The organism is Brevibacillus sp. HB2.2, assembly GCF_013284275.1.
GTDB classification, from domain to species: domain Bacteria; phylum Bacillota; class Bacilli; order Brevibacillales; family Brevibacillaceae; genus Brevibacillus; species Brevibacillus brevis_D.
In genome coordinates this window covers 89,357-107,767 of the sequence record NZ_JABSUV010000022.1, presented here as the reverse complement: position 1 = coordinate 107,767, position 18,411 = coordinate 89,357, and the positions used below count along the sequence as shown (strand labels likewise).

At 48.7% G+C, this 18,411-nt stretch carries 15 protein-coding genes; 13 read left to right on the top strand and 2 right to left on the bottom strand.

Annotated elements, in window-relative coordinates:
- Positions 1-191: 191 nt before the first annotated feature.
- The 5 genes from gatC to HP401_RS17365 all read left to right on the top strand — a co-directional run bounded on the left by gatC (position 192) and on the right by HP401_RS17365 (position 6,817).
- Entirely contained in the window at positions 192-482 is a 291-nt protein-coding gene (gene gatC / locus HP401_RS17385) for an Asp-tRNA(Asn)/Glu-tRNA(Gln) amidotransferase subunit GatC (RefSeq protein WP_007717539.1), read from the top strand.
- A 32-nt stretch (positions 483-514) separates the two neighbouring features.
- A complete protein-coding gene (gene gatA / locus HP401_RS17380; RefSeq protein WP_173605895.1) occupies positions 515-1,987 on the top strand; it encodes an Asp-tRNA(Asn)/Glu-tRNA(Gln) amidotransferase subunit GatA in 1,473 nt (490 codons plus the stop codon).
- Positions 1,988-1,991: 4 nt separating this feature from the next.
- Positions 1,992-3,428: an Asp-tRNA(Asn)/Glu-tRNA(Gln) amidotransferase subunit GatB gene (gene gatB, locus HP401_RS17375; RefSeq protein WP_173605894.1), complete on the top strand. Its 1,437-nt coding sequence runs from the start codon at positions 1,992-1,994 to the stop codon at positions 3,426-3,428.
- 133 nt (positions 3,429-3,561) lie between these two features.
- The gene (locus HP401_RS17370; RefSeq protein ID WP_173605893.1) at positions 3,562-5,136 is read left to right on the top strand and encodes a YcdB/YcdC domain-containing protein; all 1,575 of its coding nucleotides are present in this window, start codon (positions 3,562-3,564) and stop codon (positions 5,134-5,136) included.
- Positions 5,137-5,155: 19 nt separating this feature from the next.
- Positions 5,156-6,817, top strand: coding sequence for a YcdB/YcdC domain-containing protein (locus tag HP401_RS17365; protein WP_173605892.1), 1,662 nt, complete (start codon positions 5,156-5,158; stop codon positions 6,815-6,817).
- 53 nt (positions 6,818-6,870) lie between these two features.
- On the opposite strand, the gene HP401_RS17360 is transcribed toward HP401_RS17365, so the two are convergent.
- Positions 6,871-8,631, bottom strand: a complete 1,761-nt coding sequence (locus tag HP401_RS17360) for an RNA polymerase sigma factor (protein WP_173605891.1) — start codon at positions 8,629-8,631, stop codon at positions 6,871-6,873.
- 224 nt (positions 8,632-8,855) lie between these two features.
- Between HP401_RS17360 and HP401_RS17355 the strand changes: the two genes are divergently transcribed.
- The 5 genes from HP401_RS17355 (at position 8,856) to HP401_RS17335 (ending at position 12,683) form a co-directional block, all read left to right on the top strand.
- Positions 8,856-9,194: a hypothetical protein gene (locus HP401_RS17355; RefSeq protein WP_173605890.1), complete on the top strand. Its 339-nt coding sequence runs from the start codon at positions 8,856-8,858 to the stop codon at positions 9,192-9,194.
- Positions 9,195-9,305: 111 nt separating this feature from the next.
- On the top strand, positions 9,306-9,776 hold the full coding sequence (locus HP401_RS17350) for a hypothetical protein (protein ID WP_173605889.1): 471 nt from the start codon (positions 9,306-9,308) through the stop codon (positions 9,774-9,776).
- A gap of 28 nt (positions 9,777-9,804) precedes the next feature.
- Positions 9,805-10,533: an ABC transporter ATP-binding protein gene (locus tag HP401_RS17345; protein WP_173605888.1), complete on the top strand. Its 729-nt coding sequence runs from the start codon at positions 9,805-9,807 to the stop codon at positions 10,531-10,533.
- A complete protein-coding gene (locus HP401_RS17340; protein WP_173605887.1) occupies positions 10,533-11,714 on the top strand; it encodes an ABC transporter permease in 1,182 nt (393 codons plus the stop codon). The genes HP401_RS17345 and HP401_RS17340 overlap by 1 nt, the downstream gene beginning before the upstream one ends.
- Before the next feature lie 66 nt (positions 11,715-11,780).
- Positions 11,781-12,683, top strand: coding sequence for a DMT family transporter (locus tag HP401_RS17335; RefSeq protein WP_173605886.1), 903 nt, complete (start codon positions 11,781-11,783; stop codon positions 12,681-12,683).
- A 72-nt stretch (positions 12,684-12,755) separates the two neighbouring features.
- Here HP401_RS17335 and HP401_RS17330 read toward each other — a convergent pair whose 3' ends face one another.
- Complete coding sequence (locus HP401_RS17330; RefSeq protein WP_173605885.1) at positions 12,756-13,760, bottom strand: ROK family glucokinase; 1,005 nt, start codon at positions 13,758-13,760, stop codon at positions 12,756-12,758.
- 112 nt (positions 13,761-13,872) lie between these two features.
- Here HP401_RS17330 and HP401_RS17325 point away from each other — a divergent pair, with 112 nt between their 5' ends.
- From HP401_RS17325 to HP401_RS17315, 3 genes are all read left to right on the top strand, one after another.
- Positions 13,873-14,763 (top strand): diacylglycerol kinase, encoded by an 891-nt coding sequence (locus tag HP401_RS17325; protein WP_173605884.1) that lies wholly within the window; start codon positions 13,873-13,875, stop codon positions 14,761-14,763.
- A 118-nt stretch (positions 14,764-14,881) separates the two neighbouring features.
- The gene (gene rlmD, locus HP401_RS17320) at positions 14,882-16,327 is read left to right on the top strand and encodes a 23S rRNA (uracil(1939)-C(5))-methyltransferase RlmD (RefSeq protein ID WP_173605883.1); all 1,446 of its coding nucleotides are present in this window, start codon (positions 14,882-14,884) and stop codon (positions 16,325-16,327) included.
- A gap of 1,196 nt (positions 16,328-17,523) precedes the next feature.
- On the top strand, positions 17,524-18,078 hold the full coding sequence (locus HP401_RS17315) for a GIY-YIG nuclease family protein (protein WP_173605882.1): 555 nt from the start codon (positions 17,524-17,526) through the stop codon (positions 18,076-18,078).
- The last annotated feature ends 333 nt before the right edge of the window (positions 18,079-18,411 follow it).

Genomic DNA, 18,411 nt, shown 5'->3' with positions numbered 1-18,411 from the left:
GCTAAGCGTTTTCTCCTGTTTCCTCCCCACCACAACAGCCGGACAGAGTGTTTTTACTGGTTATAATCGATCAATATTTTTTTGCCGAAAACATTATTTGTTTTCCCTGACGAAATCCCCGTGAAAATTGACTGAACCCGCTCTTTTCAAGTAAGATCAAAGTTATGTGATACGATTCGGAGGTGGAAAGAATGAGTGCCATTACTCGCAAAGAAGTGGAACACGTAGCTAATTTGGCCCGTTTGCAGCTCACTGAGGAAGAAGCGGAGCGGTACACAAAAGACCTGAATGCGATTCTCGATTTTGCAGCCAAGCTGAATGAGCTCGATACATCCAATATTGAGCCAACCAGCCATGCTACAGATGTGAAAAACGTCATGCGCGAAGACGTAAACAGACCGTCCCTGCCGCGTGAGGACGTGCTGAAAAACGCACCGGATCACGAAGACGGACAGTTTAAAGTACCGGCTGTATTCGAATAACCTACTGGATAACGAGAAGGGAGGAACCCACTGTGTCGCTGTTTGACAAGCGATTGTCTGAGATACATAGCGCTCTGCGCGCAAAAGAGATTTCGGTAACGGATCTGGTGCAGGCTTCCATCGCTAGCATCAAGGAGCATGACGGAGAAATTAAATCCGTCCTGCATGTAGATGAAGAGGGAGCCTTGGCTCATGCCCGTCAATTGGACGAGCGTCTGGTTAAGGGAAATGAGGAGCTGGGTCTTCTCTACGGCTTGCCAGCCGGACTGAAAGACAACCTGGTTACAAAAGACATTCGCACGACTTGCGCGAGTAAATTTTTGGCGAACTACGATCCTGTCCATGACGGGACGGTTTCCAAAAAGGTGAAGGATGCCGACTCGGTTATCGTTGCGAAGCTGAACATGGACGAGTTTGCGATGGGCGGCTCCAACGAAAATTCCGGCTTTTTCCCAGCGAAAAACCCGTGGAACACCGACTACGTTCCGGGAGGCTCTTCCGGTGGCTCAGCGGCGGCAATGGCTGCACGTCATTTCTACTTCACACTTGGCTCTGATACAGGTGGCTCCATCCGTCAGCCTGCTGCTTTTTGTGGCGTTGTCGGCTTGAAGCCTACATATGGACGTGTATCCCGTTTCGGGCTGGTTGCGTTCGCGTCCTCGCTGGATCAAATCGGGCCTGTGACGAAAAACGTTGAGGATTCTGCCTATGTGCTGCAAGCGATTGCGGGACATGATGAATACGACTCTACCTCTGCCAATGTGGACGTACCGAATTACTTGTCCGCATTGACTGGAGATGTAAAAGGTCTGCGTATCGGGGTACCGAAAGAGTTGATCGGAGAAGGGATTGACCCTGAGGTTCGCGATGCTGTTTTGGCAGCATTGAAGCAGCTGGAGAGCATGGGTGCTACATGGAGCGAGGTTTCCATGCCGCACACAGAATATGCAGTGCCAGCTTACTACCTCTTGTCTTCTTCTGAAGCTTCGTCCAACCTGGCTCGTTTTGACGGCGTTCGATATGGTGTGCGTGCAGACAATGCGGCCAACCTGATCGAGCTGTACAAGGAATCCCGCAGCCAAGGTTTTGGTCAAGAAGTGAAGCGTCGCATCATGCTCGGAACCTACGCGCTCTCGTCTGGTTATTACGATGCTTACTACAAAAAGGCGCAGCAGGTGCGTACCCTGATCATCCAGGACTTCAACAGCATTTTTGCTGACTACGATGTCATCCTGCACCCAACGACGCCTTCTACGGCTTTCAAAGTAGGCGAAAACGTAGATGATCCGGTGAAAATGTATCTGGAGGATATTTGTACCGTTCCTGTAAACCTGGCTGGTTTGCCAGCAATCAGCGTGCCGTGCGGATTCTCCAAAAACGGTCTGCCAATCGGTTTGCAGATCGTAGGTCGTGCATTTGACGAATCCACCGTATTGCGCGTAGCCCATGCGTATGAGCAAACCGCAGGCTTCTACGGGCGCAAACCGGAATGGGTGAGGGGGTAAGAGCATGAGCAAGTACGAAACCGTCATCGGCTTGGAGGTTCACGCCGAGCTATCGACCAACAGTAAAATCTTTTGCGGCTGCCCGACTGAGTTTGGTGCACCGCCGAATACACATACATGCCCGATCTGCTTGGGACATCCAGGTGTACTGCCTGTAACGAACAAGCAAGCGGTAGAGTTCGCGATGAAAGCAGCTCTCGCCCTCAACTGCGAGATTTCCCGTGAGACCAAGTTCGACCGCAAGAACTACTTTTATCCGGATTCCCCAAAAGCGTACCAAATCTCGCAGTTTGACCAGCCGATCGGCTACAATGGCTGGATCGACATCGAAGTAAACGGTGAGACGAAGCGCATTGGGATCACTCGTCTGCATCTGGAAGAGGATGCGGGCAAGCTGACGCACAGCGATTTTGGTGGAGAGTCTCTCGTAGACTTCAACCGCGTCGGGGTACCGCTCGTCGAGATCGTTTCCGAGCCGGACATCCGCACACCGGAAGAAGCACGTGCGTATTTGGAAAAGCTGAAAGCGATCATCCAGTACACCGAAGTATCTGACGTTCGCATGGAACAAGGCTCCCTGCGCTGCGACGCCAACGTATCGATTCGTCCGTATGGTCAAGAAGAATTCGGAACCAAGGCCGAGCTGAAAAACATGAACTCCTTCCGCAATGTGCAAATGGGCTTGGAGTACGAGGTACTACGTCAAACGGAGGTAGTTTCTTCCGGTGGCAAGGTCGTTCAGGAAACGCGCCGTTGGGATGAAGCGAACAAGAAGACATTGACGATGCGTTCCAAAGAGGAAGCACACGACTATCGTTACTTCCCAGACCCGGATCTGGTTCGCATGCAGATTTCCGAGGAGTGGATTGAAGCGGTTCGTGCAACCATTCCTGAGCTGCCAGATGCTCGTCAGGCACGCTATGTGAACGAGTTTGGCTTGTCTAAGGATGATGCCGGAGTCATTACGATCTCCAAAGAGACGGCTGATTTCTTTGATGAGACGGTGAAAACAGGAGCAGAGCCGAAGTCAGTAGCAAACTGGCTGATGGTTGACCTGTTGGCACACCTCAACGCCAACAACCTGGTGTTTGCAGATGTAAAAATGACACCAAAAGGCTTGGGTGAGATGATCAAGCTGATCGAGGAAGGAACCATTTCCTCCAAAATCGCCAAAACCGTCTTCAAAGAGATGGTGGAAACCGGCAAAGAGCCGAAGCAGATCGTCGAAGAAAAAGGACTCGTCCAAATCAGCGATGAAGGCGCTCTGCGTCAAATCGTCGTCGATGCGGTCAATTCCAACCCACAAGCCGTGGCAGACTTCAAGTCCGGAAACGAAAAAGCAGCTGCTTTCTTCGTTGGACAGGTCATGAAGCAAACCAAAGGGAAGGCAAACCCGGGAATGGTAAACAAGTTGATTCAGGAAGTATTGAACAGCCTGTAGGGCAAAACATACGACAGCACTTTCTCTGTAAGGGGAGGGTGCTGTTTTTTTGTGTTTTGATCTATGCTAAATAGTGGGAAAAAAGTAAGATAGAATGCATAGCTATCATCATAATTGATTAGGAGAAATGTTCATGACACAAAAATGGAAAAGTGCGACGGCTGCTTTTGCAGTGACAACCATGCTGTTGGGAACAGGGGCCCAAGCATTTGCTGCAAGTCCGGAAATGATTTTGAAAAATGCTGAAAATCCATCCAAAGAACAAGTCAAGCTGCCTGCTCGTGCGGTAGAGATTGTCGCTGCACTGGAGAAGCTGGAGCCTGCTTTAAAAGCTCTGACGCTCCGAGAGGTCGTTATTTCTGATTACGATGAAAATCAAGTGGATTTGTATATAAGCCATCCTGACGATACCGAAATGAGTGCATATCTGCTTTTTGATCGCCAGAGCGGTGAATTACTTGGTTACGAGGCTTCCCCATTCATTTGGGAAGAGAATGAAAAGGTAACGGACGAAGCCATCGTGCAAAAAGCTGAGAAAGCTGTGCAAGAGTTGTTCGGAGAAAAGAAGCGAGAAATGACAGATGCGCCTCAATTGTCGAAAACGGTATACGATGAAGAAGAGTTGTTTATATACCCGAATGTGTACTTTCCGATTCTGCTAAATGGTCTGGAAATAGACGAAACGCGCTTTGGTATCGATGTGGACATGGATTCAGGCGGGCATTTGTTAGGCCTATCTTTTCAACCGCTCGATTTGACGGGGATACAGGTTGCTGATCCGAAAAAAGCTGTGGCAAAAGAAGAGATTCAGAAGCAAATATTTACGCCCGAACGCCTTCGTTATGGCTATTATGTATGGGAAGGAACAGATGGGAAACCCGGTATTGAATATACCATGAGGACGTCACCAGTATTTGATGCATTGACGGGAAAGCAGATCGAAATGGAATGGGGAGCAGGGGAAGGGGATGGAAAACTCCATACATCTGATATCAAGGACATTTCCTTGAAACCCCAAGGAAAGCCATTCATTGCAAAAGACGCAACCGATCAGCAGATTTTAGAGAATTTGTTTGAGGTTGATGCCAAGAAGCTGTATACAACCTATCGAAAAGATGAACAGCAGGGCGAAATCACTTATGATTGGTCGAACCCTATCGACTTTAATCGGGCCTCTATTATGGTGAACAAAGTGACTGGCGATATCGGTGGATACGTAAATTTGGCACATATCGAAAATCTCTCAGTGCCCCTAACAAAAGAGCAATCCTTGCAAAAGGCGATTACGTTCATTGAGCCTCATGCTAAAAAAGCCGAGTGGCAAGTCGAAATGTATGAGGAAAGCAAGAAAGAGGACAAGAAATCCGTCGAGCAGTATGGCTTTTTATTTTTCGAAAAACAAAATGGGATACCGCTCATGGAGTATTCCTACGGAGTAGTAATTGATCCAAATAAGGGACAAGTCGTTGAATTCGTGGCATCAGTTCCAGCAGAGGATCGTAAATATCCTGTGCTCAAACCATCTGTAACAGCCCAACAGGCAGCAGAGATTGTTTCCAAACAGGTACCGGTCAGGTTGACCTATATCTGGCCGAGATCAGGAGAGAAGAATGCACCCATTCTCGTTTACAAACTCGATACGAGCAAAGGCTGGCCAACTGTAGATGCCGTAAACGGATCGTTTAAATGGGGAGAGTACGAGGATTAAGAAAGAAGGAGGAGATTTTATGAAACGAAATGGAAAACGCACAGCAATCGCATTGACAATAGCAATGATGTTGCCAGGAATAAGTGGAATAGCTATGGCTGCAAGTCCTGAAATCCATCCTAGCTACACTGCATCTGCAACAAAAAGCGAGGAAAAGCTCCCGGAGCGGGCCACTCAAATCGTAGCTGCTTTAGAAAAGCTGGAGCCTGCATTGAAAACGTTGACGAAACGAACGATTGTGAAAAGTGAGATGGATGAAAATCTGTTAAATCTCAATCTGGAAAGTCCCGAATCCAATGACATGAGTGCCACTGTTGTCTTTGACAGAAAAACAGGTGAGTTGTTCATGTACAGCGCCAGTTTGCATATTTGGAAGCAAGGTGAAATTGCGACAGACGAGATTATTTTGCAACGGGCAGAAAAAGCAGTGCTTGAGTTATTAGGGGCAGACAAAAGAAAACAAGCAGGCTCGCCTACATTATCCAAAGCTGTTAACAAGGAAGACCCTGAAGATTTGACTGATAACTCAACAATATACCGCTCCGTTTATTATCCAGTTGAACTAAATGGGCTGGAAATATTGGGGAATAGGATGGGCATATATGTGTCGACGGATTATGCTGGTCATATCTTGGGTGTATCCAGTGAGCTACTTGATTTGAAAGAGACCAAGGTCCCAGATCCGAAAACGGCACTGACACCAGAAGCTGTCAAAAAGCAGTTTTTCACTCCTGATCGTCTTGAATTGGGCTATGTGCTGGAAGGGAAAGATGCCAAGCCGGGCATGCAATACTTATGGATGAATAACGCTTACATCGATGCCGTGACAGGAAAGCAGATTGACTTCACTCATGGAACTGAATTAGCCGGGAATGGAAAAAGAAATCCTGACAACCTGAAGAATATTACGCTATCGCCAAAAGGAGAGCCGCTTATTGTCAAAAGCAGGGCAGATGGAGAAAAAGTCACGGCGAGCCTGTATGGCGTAGATACGAAGAAGATGTTCACAGAATACTATACAGAAGAAGTTGATGGTGAGGTCATACATTCCTGGAGAGATGATGAGTTTGGGTATGAAGGCGTTTCTATTTCGGTGGATGTTTCTACGGGAGAGGTCACTAGTGCGGATATTTTTATGGAAACAAAAAGCTTGCCTGTCCCCTTATCGAAAGAAGAAGCCTTGAAAAAAGCAATTTCCTTCATCGAGCCATATGTCGATAAATCCTCTACTGAATGGCAGGTTGAGATATTTGATCCATATAAACAGCCGAAATTGGCCGATTGGATGGTCGAGTTGAATGAAGGAGAGGGTAAAGAGGAGGAGGATACAGGAACAGGAACGTATACTTTCATTTTTTATGAACTGCACGATGGTTTGCCTGTGTTCGACCGTTACTATTGGATGAAGATCGATATAGAGAATGGACAAGTATTTACTTTCATTGTAAATTTGCCGGAAAAAGAGGGCACTCTTCCCATCCTGAAGCCATCCGTAACGGAGCAACAAGCTGCTGAAATCGTAGCTAAAAATCTCCCTGTAAAGCTGTCCTACTTCTTGCCAACCTACGAAGGCAAACAAGCTCCTTTTCTCACCCTTGTCTATACGGTTGACAAGAGCAAGGGCTGGCCTTACGTAGATGCTGTAAAAGGCACACTTGAATGGGGCGAATACGAGGAATAATTCGAACGAAAAAGAACGCAGCTTTTCTGACTGCGTTCTTTTTTCTGTCCCTTTTATGTGGATGCCTGATTTGCAGTGAGTCCCGTCTGTATTTGTTCCAGTACCGATACGGCAGCACGCTCATCTCGCTCAATAGCCTGCAACAATGCAATAGCCTGCCTGCCCTTCTCCGCATCATTCGGCTCGCCCCCAGCCGGGAATGGGAAAAGCTTGCTTAACGTGTCAAAGCCATCAGCAATCGCCCCGTACAAGCCAGCTGCTTCTTTCATCAGCGGACGAACCTCATCAAATACAGAATCTGTCCACGTATCAACGATTTCGCTCCAGAAAAGAGAGGCGTAGCGACGTGCATCCCCGTTCACCACGGTCGTATACGAGTTGCCATTCCGCTCAACCGTTCCCTTTTCATAGGCTTCCTGCCAAGCAGCATAGGCCGCTAGACCATTGACGCAGCTCGGGTCCTGCGGTTCTTCTCCACGATAATGAACGAGTGCAGAGTGGAGAGCATTTGTAAGCATCGTGTGTTGGTCGACCGGAAGCGCACGGTCGATGGCAAGGACAAATAACTCCTCGACGATACCCCGCCCCAAGTTTTCATAGGGAATGGTACTGTCGTTTCGGCAGTTGTCTCCTGCGTAAAACACTCTTTTTTCATCATCATAGCCGTAGATCAAGCCGAACTCCGGCATGAACAGATCCCAAGCAAGCACAGGATGCCCTTTGTCGATGGAGCGGTGAACCAGCTCTAACGCTTCCGGCAAGAGGACAGACAGCTGGCGCTTTTCACGGGCCTCTTGGCTTAATAGCGAGGGAGCAACTTGATTGGCATTCATGCTTGGTTCGCAGGAAAGATGATACGAGGTGACGGCACGAGATTCAAAGCCCATGTTTTTCAAACCCTGCTGCAAGACTCGTTGAAAGTGAAACATTGTCGGGCCCGCAATATGGATATTTCCAGGAACGATCGTCAAGCGAAAGGCATGGCCGCTCAGGCCAAGTATCATCGGCAAAGACATTTTTCGTTCGGTCGATTCTACCATTCCGTATAGTGCCGCTGCGCAAGTAACCCAAGTAGGCATCGTGAATGCTTCTGGCTTATTCAATACTGCTTGTTTCATACTCCCCGCAACCTTTCTCGTCTTCATGTATTGATCAACAACGACACGAGTTTTTTCCTGAATCAGTTTTTTGCGAGAACGCGATAGCACTTGATACACATTTGCCTGGGACATCTGGAACATGTGGGCGATCTCATGAGGGGCCAAATGATCAAAAAAATGAGATTCCACAATGCGTCTCTCCCGAGGATTGAGGCAGTACAGCAGGCTCCTGATCGTCTCAAACAGTTCACGCCGCACCATGACCTCTTCGGGATTGGTGTTCTGCGCAGAGTTCGACCAAGATCGTCCCAGCCTGTGCAGGATACTATCGAGGTCCTCCCAGTCAGTCGGTTCCTGCTCATGCGTTTGTTTGCCCATACTCGAGAAGACTGTTTCCCTTTTTTGCGGCCCCTTCGAAAGCCGTGTGTACGCCTGATTGCGCACAATCCGATGCAGCCAAGGAAGGAAACGTCGGCTGTCCACCAGCGTTCCCAGGTGCAAAAAAGCACGAATGAGAGCATCCTGAACGATGTCTTCGGCAAGAAAGGCTTCTTGTGTATACGACCGTGCATAGCCGTATACTTTGGAGCGATGACGCCTGACCAGCTCGCTAAACGCCTCCTGATCTCCTGCTTTCGCCTGCTCTACCAGAGCCTCGTCTTCTATCTGGGTGTGTTCCTCATGAGTCTTAGGCTTGATTATCAAGTGATCCATCGCAAAAACTCCTCGTGATTTGTTGATTTACTGTGTAGACTTCTGGTTCACGGATTTTCTGACACGGGATGTAAAAAAAATTCGGAGTTTTTTTAATCGTTCTGTCTAGTGTATCAGACAAATAAAGGCAGTAGTTTTCCAATGGCAGATGACAAAGCAATTTGTAACAATTTCCACTCTCCCCTATAATGAACGTACAGGAAGAAAAAGGAGGATGGGAGTACATGAAGCTCATTTCTGTTGCAGGAGAAAGTGTGGCACCTGGAAAGGGTGGTTCACCGTCTGATACATTTGATCGTTCCATTTCTACGTGGCAAGAAAATGGCCAAGAAAAAACAATAACCGTCACCTATGTGCGTTATTTTGGCAAAGTGCTCGCTGAACGGGGCATTTACGATCAAGAGGCAGAAGGTGTTCCTGTCAGCCATTTGGTAGCGACGCTGTTTTTAGAAAAGCACCCTGAGGCAAAAGAAACCCGTCATTATATTAACGATACGGAAACTTTCGTCGCGCTGTTTGAAGGCTTTTCCCTGACCAAGTGGAAAGAGCGTTATCCTTTGTAGGATACGAGAGTTACAACTTTCAAAGTCAAAAGATTCTGATTCGCCTAAGACACATACGGGTAACTTTTGTAAGGGCATGCTAAGGGCAACCAATTATTGGAGGGAATTAGCATGTTTTCTATTTGGTTGCCACTGGTTATGACGTCTTCTGCACTTGTGTTTGGTGCAATACCTTCGCATGTCCCTGCGACTATGGTTTCCTCGGCGGCGTGGATGGTTGCTGTGCAGGAGTTTGACGCGTTTTTGCAGGACTGGAAAAAAGGGCAGACGCTTGCGAACCTACGTCACCCGCTTTTTGACCTCACGGGAGTGTCAGCGGTGTCAGGAATGATGGAGATCATCCGTTTTTCGGGAGAGGCACACGGACAAGCGGGAGAAATCACTCTTTCGTTTTACACACTGGAAGGCGACAAGGTCTTTTCGCCCCCAGGCTCCGTGTCTGTCGCGCGAGTCGATGAGAAGCGGCGGGAATTTCAGGTCACTGGCGCCATACCCCGGGTTTTGCGCGGGCGGACGGGTGTCGTACAGGTGACGTTTATGGGAGAAAAGCGGGCGTCGTACTTACTGAAGGTACGATTCTAGTGAAAATACGGGAGAGGAGGGGCTGCTGTTGATTGAGGTCAAGGATGTTAGCAAGCGATTTAAGGAAATCGCAGCGGTCCAGCATGTATCGTTTCGGGTCGAGGCAGGCGAGGTTTACGGACTTCTCGGCGAAAACGGTGCGGGTAAGACAACGACGATGCGCATGATGGCGACGGTTTTGAGCCCGACCGAGGGAGATATCGAGATTAGCGGGTTTTCCGTTCGGCAGCAACCGCTTGAAGTGCGCCGCAGAATCGGCATTTTGTTCGGGGGAGATGTGGGTCTATACAGCCGTTTGACAGCGCGGGAAAATATCGCGTATTTCGGTCGTCTATACGGTTTGGAGCAAGCGAGGCTTGAGGAGCGGATTGGCAGTCTGAGCCGGATGCTTGAGATGGACGCTTTTTTAGACAGGCGAGTGGGTGCCTTTTCCCGGGGAATGAAGCAAAAGGTAGCGATTGCCCGGACGCTCGTACACGATCCCGATGTCATTTTGTTGGATGAACCGACGACAGGACTGGATGTAACGGCTGCCACAATCTTTCGAAGAATGGTCGGAAAGCTGCAAGAAGAGGGGAAGACGATTCTGTTTTCCAGTCACAACATGGGCGAGATTAACAAGCTGTGCAAAAGAGTTGCGCTCATGCACAAGGGTAAGCTGCGGTTCGCCGGAGGCTTGGATACTTTACGCGAGCAGTTTGGGACAGAGGATCTGGACGACATTTTCATGGCTGTCGTGGAAGGGAGCGAGGGCTGATGGGCTTGCATGTCGTTTGGACCGTATTGAAAAAAGAGCTGATGGACTTGTTTCGCGATCGCAAGGCGTGGATGGGGACGCTCCTGGTGCCACTGCTCGTCATTCCGTTCGTCTTCTTTTTACTGGGGACGTCGTATAGCAATGTGGAAAAAGAAGCGAGGGAGTACATCCCGTTAGCCGTTCAAGGATCATCTTCATTGATTGCTGTTTTGCAAAAAAATCCCGCTGTGCAAATCTTGGAACCGTCCAATCCGGAACAAGCACTGCAAGCAGGTCAGCTACGCGCTATTTTGACAATTCCGGCTGGCTTCGATGAAGAGATCGCGGCGGGTAAAACAGCGCAGTTATCAGTTGCCTATGACTCGACCAATCAAAAATCTGTCTATGCCCGTACGTTGATCGAGCAGACAGTAGAGGCTTACAGCAAGGAAGTCGTAGCGAAAAGGTTGAACCAAGCTGGCTTGTCTGAGCAGACGATTCAGCCGATTGTCTCCACCTTTCAAAATACAGCCTCTGAGGAAAGGAAGTCTGGAGGGATGCTGGCTGGCATTATTCCGTTGATGTTGGTAGTCTCACTCGCATCCGCAGGAATGGCCGCAGCGAATGATCTCGTAGCTGGTGAGAAAGAGCGGGGAACGCTCGAATCGCTGTTGACGGCACCGATTGCAGCCCAGCACATCCTCACGGCAAAGCTGTTGGCTGTCATGACCATGAGTACCATGGGGGCAGTAGCATCGCTCATTTCTGTCACCTTGGCCATGCGTCTGGGACCAATGGCGACGGAAGGAGATCATTTTACACTCGCGTTCTTCTCGCCTGTCACTTTGTTGGTGCTTATCGTGACCATCTTGTTGTTGGCGGCGCTTTTTGCAGGGTTGGAGCTTGTTTTGAGTACGATTGCCAAGTCTTTTAAAGAGGGACAGACGTACATGAGTGCTGTCCTGTTTTTGGCGATGGTCCCCTCGTACATGCTGATGCCAGTCAGTCCGGTCGACATCCCTGCACATTATTACGTGATGCCTGTGTTCAACGGCGTCGCACTGTCCAAGGAAGTGTTTTATGGCAAGGTCGATCCGATGCATGCGCTTCTGGGGATTGGCTCCCTGCTTGTCTATGTCGTTTTCACTATTTTTCTCGCGTCGCGCATATTCCGCAGAGAAGGAGCGGGGTTAAAGCACTAACACGGAAATGAACCTGCCCTGTTGCTTCTTTTGTCGCTGTCATTTCGAGAAAGCTGGTGAAATGTTGTGAATCCGCTGTATGTCGGTGTGTTATATATTTTCGGATCGGCGGCTGGCTTTGGCGTCATGTCTATTTTTGCTGTGTACGCCTACGAAGCGGGTGTGTCGGTTTCGACGCTCTTGTTTTTGCGATTTTTATTGGCGACTGCCCTGTTTTTTGGTTTGTTGTTCTGGTGCAAGGAGTCGTTTCGCTTGGATAAAAGACAGGTGCTCGCGATGTTTTGTCTCGGCGGGATTTTGTACACGCTGCAATCCCTTAGCTTTTTCTCGGCGGTGCAGTACATCCCGACCTCAATGGCGGCCTTGCTGCTGTATACATTTCCGGTGTTTGTTGCCATATTGAGCTACTTCGTCGAGAAAGAGCGGCTGACGAAAAAGACTGTCATCGCCATGCTGATTACACTTGTCGGACTTGGACTGGTGCTCGGCTTGTCATTTGGCGGGATTCAGCCAGTTGGCGTATTGTTGGCTCTTGCTGCGGCGCTGTTTTATTCCGTTTATATTGTGGTGGGGAATCGGGTGGTAAAAGGTGTTTCGTCCTATGTAACATCTGCGTACATCGCCCTGTTTGCTACCATTTCTACGTTTTTCATTGCGCTAAAAGACGGAGGGGTCGACCTGACTTTTGCGGTGCAAGGGTGGTGGGCGCTTTTGGGGATCGTCGTTTTTTCCACGGTAGTCGCCATCAGTTTTTTCTTCCGCGGCTTGCAACTGATCGGGTCAACCAAAGCGTCCGTGCTAAGCACGCTGGAGCCTGTTGTCACGTTTGGGTTTTCGGCGTTGTTGTTTGGCGAAGCTTTTAGTTTGCTTCAGTTGTTGGGGGGATGTGCAGTGCTAGTCGGTGCTGCGCTGATTGTTTCGGGGAAAGGCGGGGAGCCAGAGCTGGCACCTAGGCAGGCTTCTTCATAAAGCTATACCAAAAAGACGCTCTTGCTGTGAGGCTTCACGTGCAGGAGCGTCCATTCTATTTATGTGGCCTGATCAGGATTCGTGCAGCTGTGAGCGGATTAACCAGCCCGCACCGTACACACCTGCATCATTACCGAGTGCTGCCGGAACGATCTCTGTGGACTCGACGACGTAGGTGAATGGAACGAAGCGTTTGAATGATTCGCGGATTCGGGAAAAGAGGAAATCACCTGCTGCGGCCACGCCTCCACCGACCATAAACTTCGCAGGATTGAGCACATTCGCCAAGTGAGAGAGAGCGAGACCGAGATAGAGCGCCACTTGATCGATAATCGCGAGAGCTGCTGTGTCTCCTGCTACGGCTGCCTCGAGGACATCCTTCGCTGCAATGTTTCCTTTGGCGGCTAGTACAGCGGCAAGCGCCGGGCTTGATCCATTGGTAGCGGCAAATCGCCCTTCACGAATGATGGCAGTCGCCGACGTATATGTTTCGAGACAACCTGTTTTGCCGCAATTGCAAGGGGCACCGCTATCCGGGGTCATGGTGATGTGACCGATTTCGCCGCCCACACCGTTAATGCCATGGATGACCTTTCCATTCAAAATGACGCCTCCACCTACACCTGTACCGAGTGTAATGAGAACGAGGTCTTGTGCACCTTGGCCTGCACCTTGCCACATTTCCCCGAGGGCAGCGACATTGGCATCGTTGTCGACCGCTACCGGCAGACCTGTAAGGGCTTCCAATTTTTCCTTTAATAAAACGGGTTGGCGCCAGTGAAGATTCACCGCTTGGAAGACGATTCCCTTCCTGCCATCGACGGGTCCGGGTACGCCTACACCGATTCCGCATACTTGTGAAAGAGAATAGTCATGCTGCGCAAGAAGATCATGAGACATGTCTACGATTTTTTGCAAAATGCCATCCTCGCCGTCCGCAACTGGCGTCGGTTCTTGCATTTTTGTAACCAGCTCGCCGTCTGGCGTAATCAAAGCCATCTTGATTGCAGTGCCACCCACATCTACTCCCACGATGATCTTCTTCACAAGCGTCTCCCCTATCTCCCTGATTTCCATCTTTTTCTATCTTATCACGCTATATGGAGCATAGCGATTCCCAAAAATGGCTATACAGGATATGATGGAAGAGAGTACCCCCGTGAGCGAGGGAAGGAAGAAGGGATCTGCCTTGAAACGAGCCAGATTAATCTACAATCCAAGCTCCGGCCGGGAGATCGTGCGTCGGCGATTGCCGGAAATCCTCGATTTAATGGAGTCGGCCGGATATGAAACTTCATGCCATGCGACCAGAGGGGAAGATGATGCGACAGAAGAAGCTGCTCGTGCAGTAGCTCGCGGTTTTGACGTCATCTTGGCCGCTGGTGGAGATGGAACCATATATGAAGTAGTCAATGGGATGGCAGAGCACAAAGCACGTCCATCTCTAGGGATAATCCCCTGCGGAACGAGCAATGATTTTGCCCGAGCGGTCGGTATACCGAAATCGATCACACGTGCAACGGAGATTATCACCAAGGGCAAGAAGAAACGTATTGACCTGGGACGCATCAATAACCGCTATTTTATGAATATCGCAGGTGGCGGCTCGCTGACGAATTTGACCTACGAGGTCCCAAGCAAGCTGAAAACGCTAATCGGACAAATGGCGTATTACGTCAAGGGATTGGAGAAACTGCCGTCGCTTCACCCGATCCGTGTTCGTCTGGAGAGCCGCAAAGAGGTGCTGTTGGATGAAGAAATCATGGTGTTTCTCATCGCCAATAGCCGATCTGTAGGCGGCTTCGACAGGCTCGCCCCAGATGCGGACTTGTCAGACGGCAAGCTGGATGTCATCGTCGTGAAAAAGATGAATATTGCGGAGTTTATCCGCCTGGCGACACAGGCAGTTCGCGGCGAGCACTTAAAGGACCCGAACATCCTGTATTTCCAGGCAGATTATATCAAAGCCACTTCGCCGGGCGGAGAGAAGGTTCAGCTCAATCTGGACGGTGAGCTGGGCGGACAGCTGCCTTGCGTGGTGGAAGCATTGCCGGGGCATATCGAGTTGTTCGTCCCGTAAGAAGATAGTAAAATGAATAGCAATAGCCGTGGGGATGCCGCTTTTCGCTGTGCATCCCTGCATGTTTCCTAGAGCGAAAACGAAAACCTATAGAGCAAGATAAAAGGAGCAATAGATAGTGGCGAAGACAACAAAGAAGCGGCGCGGTCCGCACCCGACAGCCAAAGTGGAGCTGGACGTCCCTGTACGTGTCGGACAAACCGTGGAAGTGGAGATAACCGGACTGAACCACGAAGGAGCAGGAGTCGGCCGGATTGAAGGATATACGCTGTTCGTGGATGGTGCACTTGCAGGAGAGCGGGTTCATGCGCGTGTCGATCATGTAAAGAAAAACTTCGGCTTTGCCAAGCTGACAGAAGTAGTAGAAGCAAGTACCCATCGCTTCCAGCCGCCCTGTCCGCTGTACGACCGTTGCGGAGGCTGTTCGTTGCAGCATCTCGCATACGAGGAGCAGCTGCGACACAAGCAGCAAATCGTGCGGGACAACCTGCGGCGCATTGGCGGCTTCCAAGTCGATGGGGAAGGCGCGATTACCGTTCATCCGACACTCGGCATGAGCGATCCATGGCGCTATCGCAACAAAGCACAGGTACCAATCGGCGAGGAAAACGGGGCGTTGGTCGGCGGCTTTTACGCGGAGAAATCCCACTCGATCATCGACATGAACGAATGCCTCATCCAGCATCAGGTGAATGATGAAGCGGTGGCAGTCGTGAAGCAGGCGGCAACCAAGCTGAATATCACGGCATATGACGAGGTGCGTCATTCAGGCTTGTTGCGTCATGTGGTTGTAAAGGTTGGCGTCAAGACGGGAGAAGTCATGGTCGTGCTCGTAACGACGGAGGAGCAGATTCCGCAGCGCGATCAACTCGTAGAAGCGATTCGTGCACAGGTAGCTGGCGTGACGAGTATCGTGCAGAACATCAACCCGGACAAGACCAATGTTATTTTTGGCAAAAAGACCGTGACGCTCTGGGGTAGCGATGTGATTTACGATTATATCGGTCCGATTAAATTTGCCATTTCGGCGCGTTCGTTTTATCAGGTTAATCCTGCGCAGACAGAGGTGCTGTACAACAAGACGTTGGAGTACGCGGGTGCGACGGGTACGGAGACCGTGATTGATGCGTATTGCGGTATCGGGACGATTTCGCTGTTTTTGGCGCAGAAGTCCAAGCATGTGTATGGGGTAGAGATTGTGCCGGAAGCGATTGAGGATGCGAATCGAAATGCGCAGCTGAATGGCGTGGAGAATGCGACGTTTGAAGCAGGGCCTGCGGAGGTTGTCATTCCTGCTTGGAAAGAGAAGGGCATACGGGCGGATGTGATTGTCGTTGACCCGCCGCGCAAAGGCTGTGATGAGGCGCTGTTGACGACGATTTTGGAGATGCAGCCGGAGCGGGTGGTTTATGTTTCTTGTAATCCTTCTACGTTGGCGAGGGATTTGAAGGTGCTGGCGGAGAGGTATGAGGTGAAGGAAGTGCAGCCGGTGGATATGTTTCCGCATACGGGGCACGTAGAATCAGTTGCATTGTTAGTTAAGAATGATGTAGAGAAGCAATAAACCTTTGATATTCACAATAAACACCTGACAAAATCAGAAAAAATCTTTGCCAGAACACCAGAGCAAAAAATCGGGGGAAAAGCAGAATCCAATCGGATCAAGCCTTTCTCCTCTTTTTGTATCAATATTTTATTCTCACAACAATAATGTTTTGGTTGAAAAAATGGAGTCAAAAATGGAGAAAAAGCGGGAAGTGAACCAGGACTTTATTTTAACGGGCAACGGAAGAATGCGGGTTGAGACGGGGTAAAAAAGCAGAACTATTTTTTGTCTGCACAAATGAAACAAGGAAATAGAAGCTTTGTTATATAAGGATTTATTCATTGTTACCAGCAATCCTGATTTATATGTAACAGTTCAATTTATTGCCTGTTGATGTAATTTGATGTGAAAACATAGCATAAGAGACAGAAAAGCATTCGACCACAGGATAAACAAACAAAAAGAAGGTGCTGGGGGTAAGTTCGTCCCTAGTGCTTTTTCATGCTCTGTTTTTTGTGTTAAAAGGAGAGAATATTCTCAAACTTGTCTGCTGCTGTTTGGTCAGCAGATCGCAAAGCATGGCCGTCGCGGTACAAATTTAAAGACATGGTACGTCGCATTGCATTGAGGGCGCGGGGAATTAAGTTTGAGGAACTGCCACGAACAAATAAGGAACGAAAAATAAACTTCAGCGTGAACAAACTTAAGTAGTCACGAACATGCCAATTAGCTGACGACTAAACACCCACAATTGTCACCGGAAAAAACCATTTACGGAGCTGGTTTTCAGTGTTTAGTGACAAAGGTGACAGTACTCTTCTTCTTTACTCTAAGAAGTAGATAGTGAGAGGGGGGAGGGGATGAGGGTAGTACCCCTAAATAAGGGGGAGTATTGTCACTGTCACCACAGACTAGATGAATGTAGTAACGGCACGGGTTTTAGTGGTGACAGGAGAATTTTTCAGATTGTCATATTGGTTGACAAACCTGTGGACTTAATTGAAAGGTGGGAAGGTGAGTGGGGGTAGGCGGATTGCTTTTAGGAAGGGTGTCCTTTTTTGAAGACTGGATATATCTTGATCTTGAAAAATATAAAACGGATACTGGTCCATGTGCCTAAAACGGGATAACATTAGGTTTTCTGCAGGAAATAATATAATGGACAGGTAAATAAAATGAGGGGTTAAAAACATATTCTAGTGGAGGTGCAGAGTTTGATTATTCTTGATCCAATTAATGTATGGTCGAAAGTTTATTTCATTCAAGAAAAAGATAAAAGAATAATAAAAATTGGGCATGCTGACGATGTTTATAGTCGCATTAAAGAATTACAAACTGGCAATTCTGATGAGTTAGAACTCCTACATTGGACTACTGGGGGGCGAGCGCTCGAATCATATCTTCACGAAAAATTCGAGGGATTAAAGAAACGCGGGGAATGGTTTTATCCTGACAATAAGCTGCTAGATTTGATTGAGGAGTATAAATATGAGGATAACAGGTTTGGAAGAGTAGCATCTATTGTTCAGTTTGTTGAATCGAAAGGCATGCTGTTAGATGAAAATGAGCGGGAAATTCTCGTTCTATTAACTAGAGGCGGATATTTACAGGTCGAAGACGAAGAAGATAAAGCAAGGTATTGGAGCATTCTACAATCATACCGTCAATATCTTGAAACATTTCCTTTGAAAATGTGTCGAAACCGAAGGATGGAATGCAGAATAAGTAGTTTAAATCGACCAGTTGAAAAATTTCATGCATCAGAGTAATGAATCTTCTTCTGTGGTGCGTTTACTGTTTACGAGACGAACACGGTAAATAGAAGGTGGGGTGATGCATGGACGGTAGAGACGTTCGAGGAAGTTTCGTTCCAGGGGGCAGATCGCCAAGGGGAACAAGGGTAATCACAATCCGAAGTGGGGAAACAAAAACGCGCGGAAACATGGTTTCTATGCTGGTATTGATCTGCTGGAGGTCTGCACCGATGGATGGCTCCACATTAGGTTCATCAACAGCAAGCCCGTATGTATCCGAATCCATCCAGAGGCATTTATAAGAGATGACAAAGGTATACAATACATTTGAGGATTGATGTGATTAAT